Origin of the sequence: Paractinoplanes globisporus DSM 43857 (genome assembly GCF_000379645.1) — a bacterium.
GTDB lineage: Bacteria > Actinomycetota > Actinomycetes > Mycobacteriales > Micromonosporaceae > Actinoplanes > Actinoplanes globisporus.
This window is the reverse complement of record NZ_KB903295.1, coordinates 381,211-394,625: the sequence shown is the minus strand read 5'-3', so window position 1 is coordinate 394,625 and position 13,415 is coordinate 381,211. Positions and strand designations below refer to the sequence as shown.

The 13,415-nt window shown below is 72.6% G+C and carries 11 protein-coding genes; 5 read left to right on the top strand and 6 right to left on the bottom strand.

The features are described from left to right. Position 1: 1 nt before the first annotated feature. Positions 2 to 922, bottom strand: a complete 921-nt coding sequence (locus A3CQ_RS0108565; protein WP_020510516.1) for a quinone oxidoreductase family protein — start codon at positions 920 to 922, stop codon at positions 2 to 4. 75 nt (positions 923 to 997) lie between these two features. Between A3CQ_RS0108565 and A3CQ_RS0108560 the strand changes: the two genes are divergently transcribed. After that, on the top strand, positions 998 to 1,459 hold the full coding sequence (locus A3CQ_RS0108560) for a MarR family winged helix-turn-helix transcriptional regulator (RefSeq protein ID WP_020510515.1): 462 nt from the start codon (positions 998 to 1,000) through the stop codon (positions 1,457 to 1,459). Positions 1,460 to 1,556: 97 nt separating this feature from the next. After that, on the top strand, positions 1,557 to 1,919 hold the full coding sequence (locus A3CQ_RS0108555; RefSeq protein ID WP_020510514.1) for a group I truncated hemoglobin: 363 nt from the start codon (positions 1,557 to 1,559) through the stop codon (positions 1,917 to 1,919). A gap of 13 nt (positions 1,920 to 1,932) precedes the next feature. Here A3CQ_RS0108555 and A3CQ_RS0108550 read toward each other — a convergent pair whose 3' ends face one another. Next, a complete protein-coding gene (locus tag A3CQ_RS0108550) occupies positions 1,933 to 2,529 on the bottom strand; it encodes a TetR/AcrR family transcriptional regulator (RefSeq protein ID WP_020510513.1) in 597 nt (198 codons plus the stop codon). Between the two features lie 49 nt (positions 2,530 to 2,578). Here A3CQ_RS0108550 and A3CQ_RS0108545 point away from each other — a divergent pair, with 49 nt between their 5' ends. Continuing rightward, a complete protein-coding gene (locus A3CQ_RS0108545) occupies positions 2,579 to 4,264 on the top strand; it encodes an FAD-binding dehydrogenase (protein ID WP_026205463.1) in 1,686 nt (561 codons plus the stop codon). A gap of 84 nt (positions 4,265 to 4,348) precedes the next feature. Here the strand turns inward: A3CQ_RS0108545 and A3CQ_RS0108540 are convergent, their stop codons facing one another. Further along, positions 4,349 to 5,338, bottom strand: a complete 990-nt coding sequence (locus A3CQ_RS0108540) for a ricin-type beta-trefoil lectin domain protein (RefSeq protein ID WP_020510511.1) — start codon at positions 5,336 to 5,338, stop codon at positions 4,349 to 4,351. Between the two features lie 285 nt (positions 5,339 to 5,623). On the opposite strand from A3CQ_RS0108540, the gene A3CQ_RS0108535 reads away from it, so the two are divergent. Beyond that, on the top strand, positions 5,624 to 7,378 hold the full coding sequence (locus tag A3CQ_RS0108535; protein ID WP_020510510.1) for an alpha/beta fold hydrolase: 1,755 nt from the start codon (positions 5,624 to 5,626) through the stop codon (positions 7,376 to 7,378). Positions 7,379 to 7,428: 50 nt separating this feature from the next. Here A3CQ_RS0108535 and A3CQ_RS0108530 read toward each other — a convergent pair whose 3' ends face one another. Together A3CQ_RS0108530 and A3CQ_RS0108525 are read right to left on the bottom strand one after the other, a co-directional pair. Next, positions 7,429 to 9,816, bottom strand: a complete 2,388-nt coding sequence (locus A3CQ_RS0108530) for a VIT domain-containing protein (RefSeq protein WP_020510509.1) — start codon at positions 9,814 to 9,816, stop codon at positions 7,429 to 7,431. Beyond that, the gene (locus A3CQ_RS0108525; protein WP_040431877.1) at positions 9,813 to 10,376 is read right to left on the bottom strand and encodes a MerR family transcriptional regulator; all 564 of its coding nucleotides are present in this window, start codon (positions 10,374 to 10,376) and stop codon (positions 9,813 to 9,815) included. The genes A3CQ_RS0108530 and A3CQ_RS0108525 overlap by 4 nt, the downstream gene beginning before the upstream one ends. Before the next feature lie 105 nt (positions 10,377 to 10,481). Between A3CQ_RS0108525 and A3CQ_RS0108520 the strand changes: the two genes are divergently transcribed. Beyond that, a complete protein-coding gene (locus A3CQ_RS0108520) occupies positions 10,482 to 11,291 on the top strand; it encodes a cyclase family protein (RefSeq protein ID WP_026205461.1) in 810 nt (269 codons plus the stop codon). Between the two features lie 22 nt (positions 11,292 to 11,313). On the opposite strand, the gene A3CQ_RS0108515 is transcribed toward A3CQ_RS0108520, so the two are convergent. Beyond that, positions 11,314 to 13,386: a M6 family metallopeptidase gene (locus A3CQ_RS0108515; protein ID WP_026205460.1), complete on the bottom strand. Its 2,073-nt coding sequence runs from the start codon at positions 13,384 to 13,386 to the stop codon at positions 11,314 to 11,316. Positions 13,387 to 13,415 lie beyond the last annotated feature (29 nt).

The window sequence follows — 13,415 nt, the reverse complement described above, 5'->3', positions numbered from 1 at the left end:
ATCACGGAATCAATACGGTGCGCTCGCCCGGCTGGTCCGGGCGAGCCCACGCCTGCTCCACGTCCCGCAGCGGCACGGGCCGGGGCATGACCCGGATGCGGCCGGCCTCGATCTCGTCGATCAGGGCCGGCAGCTCGGCCAGGTACCCCCGGGGAGAGACCGCGCCCTGCCCGTTGCCCTGCAGGCGGAAATTCGCCGAACGCAGTGCCACCGACGGCAGCTCGATCGTCGGGCCGGCCACCGAGCCGATCTGCACCCAGTCGAGCAGGCGGCCGCGGTCGGACCGGTTGGTCAGCATCGCGACGATCGCCTCCTGCGCCGGCCGGCCCCACAGGTAGTCGAGAACGATGTCGGCGTCGGCGGCCTTGCCCACCTCGTCGAGCGAGACGACCTCGTCGCCCCGGGCCCGGGTCACGTCCCGGGCGGCCCCGATCACCCGGCCGGCGCCGAGCAGCTTGGCGACCTGCACGGCCATCGCGCCCGCGTTGCCCGCCGCGCCGAGGATCAGCACGGTCTGCCCGGGCTGGATCGGCACCCGGCGGCGCAGCGCCACCCAGGAGGACATCGCCGGATTCATGGCGGCGGCTATCCGGGCCGGGCCGGCGCCGTCGGGCAGCTCGACCGTGCGGCGCGGGTCGACCACGGCCTTCTCGGCCATCGTGCCGATCACGTCGTCGTCGGCCACGAAGTAGACCAGCTTGCCGTCGGCGCGCCGGCCCACCCCGTCGATGCCCGGGATCATCGGGAGCCGGCCGGTGCTCGTGTAGTGGCGGCCGGCGGCGCCGCTGCGGGTGCGCGGGTGCAGCCCGACCGCGACCACGTCGACCGTGATCTCGCCGTCGTGGGCCGGTGGAACCTCGAAGCTCCGGTAGTGCGGCGGCTCGTCGAACGAGGTGACCACCGCGGCGTTCATCTGCTCCATGACATCCTCCCTAGTTAGTTCGTGGCACAAACCAATCTAGTTGGTGGCACGTACTAAATCAAGTAGGATGCCCGCATGGCTTCTCTCAGCATCGTCGACGGCCTTGCTCAGCTGTCGTTCCTCGTCCTGGGACGGCTCGAGCGCCGCGCGGCCGAGCACGACCTCTCGATCGTTCAGACCCGGCTGCTGGGGGTGCTGCGCGATCGGCGCCCCACCATGCTCGAGCTGGCCAAGCTGCTCGGCCTCGACAAGTCGAGTGTCTCCGGTCTGGTCGACCGGGCCGAGCGCCGGGGCCTGGTCACCCGCATCCCGTCCGCCGCCGACCGGCGCTCGGTGCTGGTCGGCCTCACCGAGCAGGGCCGCACGCTGGCCGCGGAGGTGGCGGCGCGCTTCGAGGCCGACGTGACCGAGATCCTGGCCCTGCTGCCCGACGCCGACCGGAAGAGCCTGTCGTCGCTGGTCAGCGGCCTGCTGGTGGCGCACGCACGGGCGAACGGCGTGGATCTCTTCGACACCCTGGTGCCCTCCCACGAGTGATCGGGCGGCCGGCATACATCGCCTTGTGTCGATTCGGACACCCCGGCGGGACCACGTCGCCGGGCGTGGTCCGCTACGTTGTGGCCGGGAGGCCACAATGGACACCAACGTCAGCTTCTACGCCCGCATCGGCGCCGAGCCGGCCGTGACCGAGGCCGTGGACCGCCTCTACCGGGTGGTCCTCGCCGACGACCGCCTGTCGCCCTACTTCGACGGCGTCGACATCGCGCAGCTGAAGTTGCACATGATCGCGCTGTTGAGTCAGGTCCTCGGAGGTCCCGAGGGCTACTCCGGCCGGGCGCTGCGCCTGGCCCACGCGGGCCTGGACATCACGCGGGAGCACTACGACCTCGTGGGCGCCTACCTGGTCGGGGTGCTGGCCGGTCTCGGCGCCGACGACGAGATCCTCGACGCGGTGCGCGCAGTGCTGGCCGCCACGGCCGACGACATCGCCGCGTAGCGGTCCCAGCGGTTCAGCGGATGAGCAGGGCCGTCAGGAGCTGGGTCAGCCACACGCGGGCAGCGGGGAGATCGCCGTCCAGCAGGAGCTGGACAGTCACGCCGTCGTAGGCCGCGACCACCGCCCGGGCGGCCGCCGGGATGTCCGCCACGCCGGCCGGGAGGGTCAGGCGCCCCTCGACGGCGTGCAGGCGGGCCTCGATCGCGGAGCGTAACTCGGCCCGGTGGGTGGCGAGGCGTGTCGCCACTTCGGGGTGCCGGGACGCGTACAGAAGGAAATCGGTCTTGACCAGAAGCCAGTCGCGGTCGAGCAGGAGCGTCGCGGCGGTGCGGGCGATGACGGTGTGGATCGACGGCTCGATGGGGGCCGACTCGTCGGCGGTGAGTGCCGCGGCGACCTGCGCGGCGATGAGGGCGGCCCGCTCGTCGTAAAGGGCGAAGAAGAGCTCGTCGAGCGTGGTGAAGTTGGAGTAGAAGGCGCCGCGGGTGTAGCCGGCGGCCTCGCAGACGTCGTCGATGCGGGCCGGGCCGAAGCCCTTCGCCGCGAACACCCGGAACGCGGCCTCCAGCAGCCGGGCCCGCGTCTCCGCCCGCCGTTTCGTGACCCGCACGCGACGAACCCTACCCAATACGTCGGCGTATCCGATACATTTCTGAATCGTGAATGCGGACGTGATCGTCGTCGGCGCCGGCCTGGCCGGACTCGCCGCCACCCATGAGCTCGTCGCGGCCGGCAAGCGGGTCGCGCTCGTCGATCAGGAGAGCGCGGCCAACCTCGGTGGGCAGGCGTTCTGGTCGTTCGGCGGGCTGTTCCTCGTCGACACCCCCGAGCAGCGGCGACTCGGCGTCCGCGACTCGTTCGACCTCGCCTGGCAGGACTGGCAGGGGAGCGCGCAGTTCGACCGGCTCGGCCCGTCGGGCTCGTCGAACGAGGACGAGTGGGCCGTGAAGTGGGCCCGCGCCTACGTCGAGTGGGCGGCCGGGGAGAAGCGAGCCTGGCTCTCGGCGCTGGGGATGAGCTGGCTGCCGACCGTGGGCTGGGCCGAGCGTGGCTCGCTGCGCGCCGACGGCCACGGCAACTCGGTGCCGCGTTTCCACGTCACCTGGGGGACCGGCACCGGCGTGGTCGCGCCCTTCGTCGCCTCCGTCAAGCGGGCCGCCGAGGCCGGCCTCGTCACGTTCCATCACCGCCACCGGGTGGATGAGCTTGTCGTTTCGGCGTCGGCTGTTTCGGGCGTACGCGGAAAGGTCCTCGCCGCGGATGCCGGCGCGCGCGGCGTCCCGTCCAACCGGGAGGAGATCGCGGATTTCGAGCTCACCGCGCAGGCGGTCGTGCTCACCACGGGTGGCATCGGCGGAAACCATGATCTCGTACGTCGTCACTGGCCGTCACGCCTCGGCGAGCCGCCGCGGAGCATGGTCACCGGCGTGCCGGAGTACGTCGACGGCCGCATGCTCGACATCGCGGGTGACGCCGGCGCCCGCCTGGTCAACCGCGACCGCATGTGGCACTACACCGAGGGCATCCGCAACTGGGACCCGATCTGGCCCGGCCACGGCATCCGCATCCTGCCCGCGCCGTCGTCGATGTGGTTCGACGCGCTCGGCCGCCGGCTGCCCGACCCGTGCCTGCCCGGTTACGACACGCTGAGCACGCTGCGTCACCTGCGCACGACTCCCGACATCGCCGAGCACGACCACTCCTGGTTCATCCTGACGCAGAAGATCATCCGCAAGGAGTTCGCGCTGTCGGGCTCCGAGCAGAACCCGGACATCACGGCCAAGGACCGTCGCGCCTTCGTGCGCGAGCGCATCCTCGGCCGGTCCGCGCCCGCCCCGGTCGAGGCGTTCAAGCGCCACGGCGCCGACTTCGTGGTGGCCGACGGCCTCGACGAGCTGATCGCCGGCATGAACAAGCTGACCGCCGAGCCGCTGCTGGACGCCGCCCGCATCCGCACCCAGATCGAGGCCCGCGACCGCCAGATCCGCAACCCGTACAGCAAGGACTCGCAGATCCAGGGCATCCACAACTCCCGCCGCTACCGGGGCGACCGCCTGGGCCGCACCGTCTCGCCGCACCGCATCCTGGACCCGGCGGCCGGCCCGCTGATCGGCGTGAAACTGCACATCCTGACCCGCAAGTCGCTGGGCGGCATCCAGACCGACCTGCAGTCCCGCGTCCTGACCCCGAGCGGGGAGGTCTTCCCCGGCCTGTACGCCGCCGGCGAGGTGGCCGGGTTCGGGGGCGGGGGCGTACACGGGTACAACGCGCTCGAGGGCACGTTCCTGGGCGGCTGCATGTTCAGCGGCCGTGCGGCGGGGCAGGCGCTCGCGAAGTCGCTGTAGCGGCGAGTCGGCGGTCGATCGCTCGCTGGGCCCCGGTGGCGGCCGCGCCGTCAGCCGGGCGCTCGCCGAGTGGTCGCGCTCAGTTCAGGGGAGGGACCAGCGCTGGCCCGCCCGGCCGGCGCAGGGGGTGACCGTGACCGCGGTGCCGGAGTTCGTGCCGCCGGACGGGTCGGTGAGGCATTTGTCGCCGGCCGCGTTGATCAGGAGCTGGCCGGAGACTCGCCACTGCGCCGTGGTGCGGCTGTCGCAGGTGGTGATGTGGACGGTGTCGTCGCCGACGACCAGGGCGCACTTGCCGAGGACGCGCAGGGTGCCGTCGGTGGCCAGGGTCCAGCTCTGGGCGCCGGTGTTGTTGCAGTCGAAGACCTGGACGTGGTTGAAGTCGACGGTCACGGCGCCGTTGAGGTCCAGGCAGAGGCCGTTCTGGCCGCGGATCGTGCCGGTGCGCGCGACCGGCGCCTGAGGGGCGAGAGCCGCGGGCGGTGACGTCGTCTTCCCCGCCGCGGCGCTCGTGGCCGGCGGACGTGTCGCGGTGCTCTTCGCGCTGGTGGCCGCGGCCGAGGATGCGGCGCGACGGGCAGTGGTCTGGTGCCGGGTGCTCGGTGTGGGATCCGCCGGGCCGGACGCGCTGACGGCCGGCGACCCGGCGGGAGAGGGCGGAACCAGGCCGCTCAGCGCCGGGATCGGCGCGTCGGGCAGCGCGGCCGAGACCGACGGCCGGCCGCCGGTGCGCAGCGCGGCGAACCCGGCGGCGGTCGCGCCCAGCAGGACCGCGGCGCCGACGGCGACCAGGACGACCAGGCGGCGCCGCCCGCGGCGCCGGGCCGGACCGCGACCCGCCCGGGGCGAGGTGACCAGCGGCAGGATGGCGGTGGCGGCGTCGGCGCCCTCGAACGCGTGCTGCGAGCGGACCTCGCGGGTGGTCGCCGACGGCCAGGTCTGCGTGGACTCCTCGTCAGCGGCGCTGTCGCGAAGGCCGTCGCCGGCCCCCGCGGCGCTGGCGTCGGCGTCGCGAAGCAGGAAGGGACGGACGAGCAGGGGGTTCTGCTCCTCGCCGTGGTCGTCGTCCGTCACGATTCACCCGCCGCCATCGAGCCGCCTCTCGATCGACGACCCAACCTACCCCCGGTGCCGCGCGGCCCGCTGACCCCGGAAGATCCGACTTTCCGCACGTTGCGGCCGTTGAGGCCGAGACGGAACACAGTGACCTGCGACGATGCATGCGGCGTCGGGTAGGCGACAACGCCCGGAACCGGCAACGCAGCTACACCAATACGGCGAACCGAGAAGATCCGCCGCGAACCTACCTTTCTGAACATCCGGGGCGACACGGGCGCCGGTCTATCAGGAAGGTCTCGCATGCCGCTCTCCACCCGTCTGCTCGCGGCCGGCGCCGCGAGTCTCGCGCTGGCCGGAGCGATGATCATCGCACCGTCGCCGGCGTCGGCCGCCGCGGAGGTACCCGCCGCTTCCGCGTTCGCGCCGGCCCGGACCAGCGCGGCCGAGCGCCGCCGGGTCGACGCGGTCGCCACCCCGAAGCTGCGCTGGTACTCCTGTTACGGCTGGGGTGAGTGCGCCACGGCGAAGGTGCCGCTCGACTACGACCGGCCGCACGGCAAGCAGGTCAGCCTCGCGCTGCTGCGGGTCAAGGCCCGCGACCAGAAGCACCGCATCGGCAGCCTTTTCGTCAACCCGGGCGGTCCGGGCGGCTCCGGGGTCACGATGGCCCTGGCGGCGCCGTACTTCCTGAGCAACGCGCTGCTCGACCGCTTCGACGTGGTCGGGATGGACCCGCGCGGCGTCAACTTCAGCGACCAGGTCAGCTGCTTCCCCGACGCGGCCCGGCAGTCACCCGCGATGACCACGCTCGGCATGGGCTTCCCGTGGGGCGCCGGGCAGGAGCGGGCGTTCGTCAAGGCGGCCGGGCAGGAGGCCCGCGGCTGCTCGACGACCGGGCGGGAGCTGGCCGGCTCGATGTCGACGGCCGAGGTCGCGCGGGACATGGACGTCATGCGCCGCGCGGTCGGCGACAGCAAGCTGACCTACCTCGGCTTCAGTTACGGCACGGCGCTCGGGCAGTACTACGCCAACATGTTCCCGGACCGATTCCGGGCCATCGCCGTGGACGGGGTGATCAACCCGCAGGCGTGGGTGGGCACCGCCGCGACCGCCGGCCAGATCCAGGACGACCGGCTGCGCTCGGCCGACGGCGCGTGGAAGGCGCTCGCCGAGCTGCTGCGCCGCTGCGGCGTGGCCGGCAAGGCGAACTGCGCGTTCAGCGACAGTCCGATGCGCCGCTTCCGGGTGCTCGCCGAGCGGCTCAAGCGCAAGCCGCTCACGGTGGGCGGGGACACGGTCACCTACGCGGACTTCATCGGCATGGTGCTCAGCGCTCTCTACGCCCCCGACGCGGGCGCCGAGGTCACCGGGCTCGCGGCCGAGCTCTACCAGCTGACCACCCCCGGGTACACGCCCGGCAAAACCCAGCTGAGCCAGGCCGCGGAGCGGATCGGCCGGCTGCGACAGGCCCGCGCCTTCCCGTACGACAACAGCTTCGACGCGTACGCGGCCGTGATGTGCACCGACGGCAGGCACCCGGCCAGCGGCGCCTCGTGGGCCAACGCGGCGGCGCGGGCCGACAAGCGCGCGACCTACTTCGGGCGCGCCTGGGCGTGGGCGAGCGTGCAGTGCGCCCGGGACAACTGGACCGTGCACGACGAGGACGCCTACACCGGGCCGTTCACCAAGCACACCCGGTATCCCGTTCTGATCGTCGGAAGCTTCTGGGACCCGGCCACCAACTACGCCGACGCCGTCAAGTCGTCCCGGCTGCTGCCGAACAGCCGGCTGCTGTCGAGCGACAACTGGGGCCACACCGCGTACGGAACCTCGGCCTGCGCCACGGCTTACACGGACCGATACCTCCTCTATCGTTCGCTGCCCGCCGCCGGCACCACCTGCGTCGGCGACCAGCAGCCGTTCCGCACGCCGCTGAGCGCGCAGACGGTGAAGTCGGCGGACGCCTTCGACCTCGGCACGGCATCGGTCGCCGAGATCGCGGCGCACGGCCTGCCGGCCTCGGGCGCGGCGAAGGTGCTGCCGCCCGTGCGCTGACGTTCCACCGGATGCCCGCCCCGCTTGCCGGGGCGGGCATCCGTCGTTTGTCAGCGTTTCCAGAACGCCTTGCGGGACGGGCCCTCGGCCGTCTTACCGGGCGTTGCGGCACCCTCGCCGAAGGCGGTCAGCGCCGCCACGGCCGCGGCCCATTTTTCGTCGAGCGTGCCGTCGCCGGTCAGGGCCGTGATGAGGTCGCGCAGCGGGGCGAACTCGTCGCCCGGCGTCGAGCCGAGCAGGACCGTGAGGCGGCTGGCCAGGTCGTCGAGCAGGTCGCGCCGTTCGTAGGCGGCCAGGCCGGCCGCCTCGCGCAGGCGGCCCGCCTCGACCGCGGCGATCTCGCGCACCTGGTCGAGAGTCGGCGCCGCGCCACCGGGCATCGCCTTGCCGACCCGCATCGCGCCGGTCACGGCCGCGAACGTCCGCGGCACCCCGGCCCGGCCCGGGCCACCGCCCGCATCGGCCCGCGGCTGGGCGAACCGGGCCGGCGCACCCGGCGCCGGAGCGGCGGCGGACGGCGGGGGCAGCGGCGCCACCGAGCCCAGCTTGATCATCGAGGGGGCGACGCCGCCACCACCCTCCCAGCCGGACGGCAGCTCGACCGGCTGGGTGACCCGCCGGGTCTCGCCGCCCTCGTTGACCACGCGGCTGTCCACGGCCACGAACGCGGTGAACCGGCACAGCACGCCGTACCGCAGGGACGTGCCGACGATCCGCTGCTCCAGGGAACGGTCACCGGCCGCGTACGCGTCCTCCAGGTCGCGCAGCCGCGCCCGGGCCCACTGGGCGGTGATCGCGGGCTCGGTGCGCTCGCGCAGCTCGACCGTGGTGCGGAACTCGCGGTCGTCGCGGGTACGGCCGGTGACGGTGAGGCTGCCGCCGGGCTTGCCCGCGAAACGGCCGGAGACGACGAGCGGGACGCCCGGGTAGAGGCCGGGCAGCCGGGCCGGGGTGCGCTCGTCGTCGAGCAGGCGCACGCCGGTGGCGGTCACCGCGAGGTCGGTGACGACGGGCGCGCCGATCCGGCGGTGGATCTGCTCCATCGCGGCGTCCAGCCTGTCCTCGCTCTCCACCAGCTCGGCCCGGCCCGCGCCGAGCGCGGCGAGCCGGCCGAGGAAGCCGGCATTGACGGCCCGGTCGATGCCGATCGTGTGGACGCGGGTGCTGCCGATCAGCGGGGTGACGTCGTGGACGATCTGGTCCTCGTTGCCGACCTGGCCGTCGGTGACCAGCACCAGCACGCGGTCGCGGCCCTCGCTCGCGCGCAGCAGGCCCAGTCCGGCGGTCAGCGGCGCGAGCAGCTCGGTGCCGCCGCGGGCGTCGGCGCGGGCCAGGTGCTCCACGGCCCGGAAACGGTTGCGGTCGCTCGCCTCGGCCAGGCCCTCGCCCAGGTCGGCCGGGCGGTCGACCTGGTGGTCGAAGGTGAGCACGGCGAACCGGTCGGCGCTGGTGAGCGTGTCGACCACCCGGGCCGCGGCCCGGCGGGCGGCCACCATCTTCCACCCGCCCATGCTGCCGGAACGGTCGAGCAGGAGCACCACGTCTTTCGGGCGGGCGGCGGCGGTGTCGTCGGGCGGGAGCACGACGAGCTGGTAGACGCCCTCCGGCTCCTCGGCCGACTCGTCGGGGACGGCGATCGCGGTCTCGCCTCCGCCCGCGTACCCGATGCGGAGCACGAAGTCGCGGTCGGCGCGCTCGCCCGGCTCGATGCTCAGCGTGCCGTCGCGGTCGGTGACCGTGTGCAGGCTGGAGCGGACCTCGCCGAGGGTCAGGCCGGCCGGGTCGATGTCGACCCCGATCGACAGCCGCAGCGGGTTGGGGAAGCCGGGCAGCAGCACGGGCGGGGAGATGCGCGACGCGTCCGGCACGGCGTCGGTGTCGGGGGTCTGGCCGTCGCCGACGTAGGGGCCGGGGAGCGGGTTGCCGGGAACGTAGCGCGGCGCCACGACCAGCGGGAAGCGGAACGTGGCCGCGCCGTCCTCGAACGGCAGCGGGCCGACGAGGCTTAGCTCGATCACCACGCGCTCGCCGGGCAGGATGTTGCCGACCCGCATGGTGAAGACGTCGGGCCGCTCCTCCTCGGCGATCGAGGCGCGCCGGCCGGCGGCGATCGCCTGGTCGTACGCCTCCCGGGCGGCGCCGCGCTCCTGCAGCTCGGCCTCGACCGTGCGGTCGTCGGCGGTCATCGTCATCGCGGTGACGGCGGCCCGGTCGGGCAGGGGGAACACGTACGTCGCCTCGAGCGCGGTGTCGTGCACGTTGAGGAACTCGGTGACCACGACGGTGCGGGCCACCAGGCCGCTGATGCGGGCGCGCACCTCGAGCCGGTCGAGCGGCAGGTTGCCCCGGTCGGTGCGCAGGTTGCCGAAGCCGGCGTCGGGCAGGATGCGGATGCGGCCGAGCTCACCCGGGCTCATCGGCGTGACGGAAAAGGTCATGGCGTTCTCCCATCGATCAGTCCACGGGACTCGAGCAGGCCGAGCAGGGGTGCGGCGGCCGCGGCGATCTCGGCGCGGTCGCCGTCGGAGACGGGGTGGGGGAGGAGCAGGATGGCGCCGCCTCCGAGCGTCACCCCGTGCACGGGAGCGACACCGGCCGCGACCGCCGTCCCCGTTCCCTTTGCCGGTGTGTCGGCCCAGAAACGTGGCCGGGGCTCGGCCTCGTCGGCGGTCGTCTCGGGCACGTCGTCGGCCAGCAGGCGCTCGGGCACGCGGGAGGCCTCGGTCAGGTCTCGCGGGCTGAGCCAGACGAAATCGGCCTGGATCTGCGCGAGGCTGCGGCCCTCGGCCTGCCAGCGCTTGATCGCCACCAGCTGCTGCAGGTGACGCGGGCCGTAGAGCGCGGTGCGCCCCCGCATGCCGAGCGGGCGGTCGACCAGGCCGATCGTCGTGTACCACCGGATGGCGCGACGATCGGGCACATCGCGGACACGGCCGTTGGGTGCGCCCGGATACTCGGCCGCCAGGGCCTCGCGCACTCGTTCGACCAACTCATCCATCGTCCACACGCCGATGATTCTGACACTGTCATCGTGACAGTGTCAATGTTGCGGGCCGAGGTTGGCGCATTGACGGGCTTGCCCAAGAGCGTTAAGCACAATGGCATGCGACGACGCGAGATCATGGGCGCGGCCGCGGCCGGGCTGGCGGGGGCGATGATGACCGGGCAGGCGGCCGAGGCGGGCGGGCGCGACGGCGTCCGGCTCGACCGGCTGCGGCTGGTCAACCTCTCCCACGTCAACGACCCGGCCACGACCAACGTCTATCCCGGCGACCCGCCGTTCGAGCTCGAGACCATCGCCACCATCGAGAACGACGGCTACTACCTGCAGTTCGTCCGCGAGGGCGAGCACACCGGCACGCATTGGGGCGCGCCCGGTCACTTCAACGCCGGCGAGCCGCTCGCCGACGACCTGGACCTCGAGGACCTGTTCCTCCCGGCGGTGAAGATCGACGTCCGGGCGAAATGCGCCCGCGACGCCGACTACGAGGTCACGATCGCCGACATCCAGGCGTGGGAACGACGCCACGGACGCATCCCCGCCGAGTCCATGGTGATCATCTGGACCGGCTGGGACGCCAAGTGGGGCACCGACGCCTACCCCAACTTCGACGCCGACGGGGTCCTGCACCAGCCCGGCTTCGCCCTCGACACGGTGCAGTGGCTGGTCGGCACCGGCCGGCTCGGCCGCCGCGGCGGCACCGGCACCGACACGTTCAGCCCCGACGTCGGCACCGACACCACGTACGCCGTCTCGCTGCTGGTCTACCAGCGGCACCGGATCAGCCTGGAGATCCTGGCCAACCTGGCCGCCCTGCCGCCCACCGGCGCGTACGTCCTCTGCGGCGGCCACATCAACAAGGCCGGCGCCGGCTCGACCGCCCTGATCTACGGCATCCTCCCGCCCACCTGACCGGTTGCCCCGCGGTGGGCCGTCACATCGGTCCACCGCCGGGCTGGAGGGCGCCGTTGACCACCAGGCGATAGGGCGCGTACTGCTTGACCTTTTCGGTCGGCTCGTCGTAGGAGACGATGGCGACGATTTTCGGGTACGCCTTGAGCTCGGCGAAGCGGTTCACGGGCACCAGCCGCGCCCGCTTGCCGTCGAGGCCGACCAGCACGACGTGCCAGGCGTGCACCGGGGCCGGCACGATCGCCGAGGGCGACCGCCACCCCTTCAGCGTCGTGCCGTCGCTCAGCACCTGGGCGCCGAGGGTGATCTTCCCGATCCGCCAGCCGCCGCGGCTCACCGCGCCGTCGGTCACGTACCGCAGACCCAGAAAAACCTTCTTCCCCGCGTACGCCCGGAGGTCGTAGTTCGCGGCCACCACGCCGCCGCTCGTCCCGGTGAGGCCGGGGCCGAGCGGACCCTGGACCGTGCGGTCGCCGCCCAGGGCCGTGTACGTCCTGCCGCCGTCCGTAGAGATCGTCACGTAGCCGAAGTCGTAGGAGTCCTCGATGCCGTACGACGTCTCGAACCGCAGGATCGCCGCGGCGCCGGCCGGAACCGTGACCGGAAGGACGGCCTGCGTGTCGAGGTCGTCGTCGTTGCCGGAGAACAGGGTCTTGTCGGCGACGCTCCAGCCCATCGGCAGCGGCGGCAACGTCGTGGCGCCGGTGAACGAGACCGAGGTGACCGGCGTGGGCAGCGGGACGAAGTCGGCGCCGTTGGGCGCGGCGCCCGGCATGTCGTAATCGGACTTACCGGCCAGGTTGATCGTCGAGCGCAGGCTGGCGGCGGTGACCCGGCTCCGCGGGACGCCGATCATCTGACCGCCGGGCTCGCCGACGATCTTGTCGACCAGCGTCATCGTCTGGTAGTCGTGCAGCACGTCGTAGAGGTTCGTGCCGGCGGGCAGCGCGGCCTGAACCCCGGCCAGGCCGTGCCGCAGGCCGTCCCGCTGCAGCAGCGCGATCGTGTCGGCCCCGAACCGGTCGCGCAGGTAGAGCATGAACTCGTAGGCGTTGCCGTAGTCGGCCAGCAGCTCGCTCGGCGCGCCCTCGTTCCAGAGATTCAGCGAGTTCTGCGGGCCGCCGCACTCGCGCGGGTTGGCGTTGTACTTGGTCTTGACCGAGCCGAACCCCTGGTAGCAGATCAGGTGGTTGTCGTTGCCGGGGTCGTAGACGGTCGCCCGGCCGTCCACGTACCCCACGAGCGTCTGCGCGTAGTCGGACAGCCCCTCGTTGACCCACGACTCCTCGGCCGGATCGACGTAGTACTCCAGCAGGTGCTGCCACTCGTGCGCGAACGTGCCCTCGTACAGGCGGGGGTGGGCCGGCCTGCTGGTGCACAGCTCGTCGGTCGGGTCGTCGGCCGGGTCGGCGCCGAGCCGGTGCTTCCAGTCGTACGCGTCGATGGTCATGACGTTGCGGTCGAACAGCTCGTTGAGCTCGGCCGAGAAGAACCCGGCCACGTACGTGGCGGCCTTGGGGAAGGTGTAGTAGTTGTCGTCGCGGACGTTGTCGACGAGAGTGACGGTCTTGTCCCCGTCGCCGGTGAAGTCGCCGTCCATCGTCGCGTTCGCGCCGTCGCGGTCGGGCGGGACGCTGAAGGCGGCCGTCTCCTTCGGGTAGATGTTGTCGTCGAACTCGTGGATCAGCTGGCCGATCTGGGCGTCATCGACCACGACCGCGTCCGGCCGGCAGTCGGCCTTGGGGAACGCCAGGTCGTCGGCCACCCACACCTCGATGTGCTTGCCGACGGCCCGCAGCTTGTACTTCTTCGGGTAGTACCGGCCCGTGGTGTCGTCGAGGCCGAGCCACTGCCGCTCGGTGCCGACCGCGGGCGTCCCGGCCGCGGCCGCGCGCGATTCCGGCCGCCGATGGAAGCGCGGATGGTCGGGTAGCGCCTTGCCGTCGAGCGTGAAACGCAACCGATCGAGCTCCCGTACGTCGGAGCCGGCGGCCGGCCGAGCGGCGTCGCCCGACGTGGCGGCCGAGGCCGGCACTGACATAAGTGGCGTCACCAGGGTGACCACCGCAAAAGCTGCGAAACGGACGCGACTCATGAGGATGGACGCTACCGGTCAGACGCTCT

What these genes read in the sequence shown, in the direction of transcription:
- A3CQ_RS0108525 (WP_040431877.1), bottom strand. Translation starts at nt 10,376, where the DNA reads ATGGATGAGTTGGTCGAACGAGTGCGCGAGGCCCTGGCGGCCGAGTAT.
- A3CQ_RS0108515 (WP_026205460.1), bottom strand. Translation starts at nt 13,386, where the DNA reads ATGAGTCGCGTCCGTTTCGCAGCTTTTGCGGTGGTCACCCTGGTGACG.
- A3CQ_RS0108565 (WP_020510516.1), bottom strand. Translation starts at nt 922, where the DNA reads ATGGAGCAGATGAACGCCGCGGTGGTCACCTCGTTCGACGAGCCGCCG.
- A3CQ_RS0108520 (WP_026205461.1), top strand. Translation starts at nt 10,482, where the DNA reads ATGCGACGACGCGAGATCATGGGCGCGGCCGCGGCCGGGCTGGCGGGG.
- A3CQ_RS0108530 (WP_020510509.1), bottom strand. Translation starts at nt 9,816, where the DNA reads ATGACCTTTTCCGTCACGCCGATGAGCCCGGGTGAGCTCGGCCGCATC.
- A3CQ_RS0108535 (WP_020510510.1), top strand. Translation starts at nt 5,624, where the DNA reads ATGCCGCTCTCCACCCGTCTGCTCGCGGCCGGCGCCGCGAGTCTCGCG.
- A3CQ_RS0108560 (WP_020510515.1), top strand. Translation starts at nt 998, where the DNA reads ATGGCTTCTCTCAGCATCGTCGACGGCCTTGCTCAGCTGTCGTTCCTC.
- A3CQ_RS0108555 (WP_020510514.1), top strand. Translation starts at nt 1,557, where the DNA reads ATGGACACCAACGTCAGCTTCTACGCCCGCATCGGCGCCGAGCCGGCC.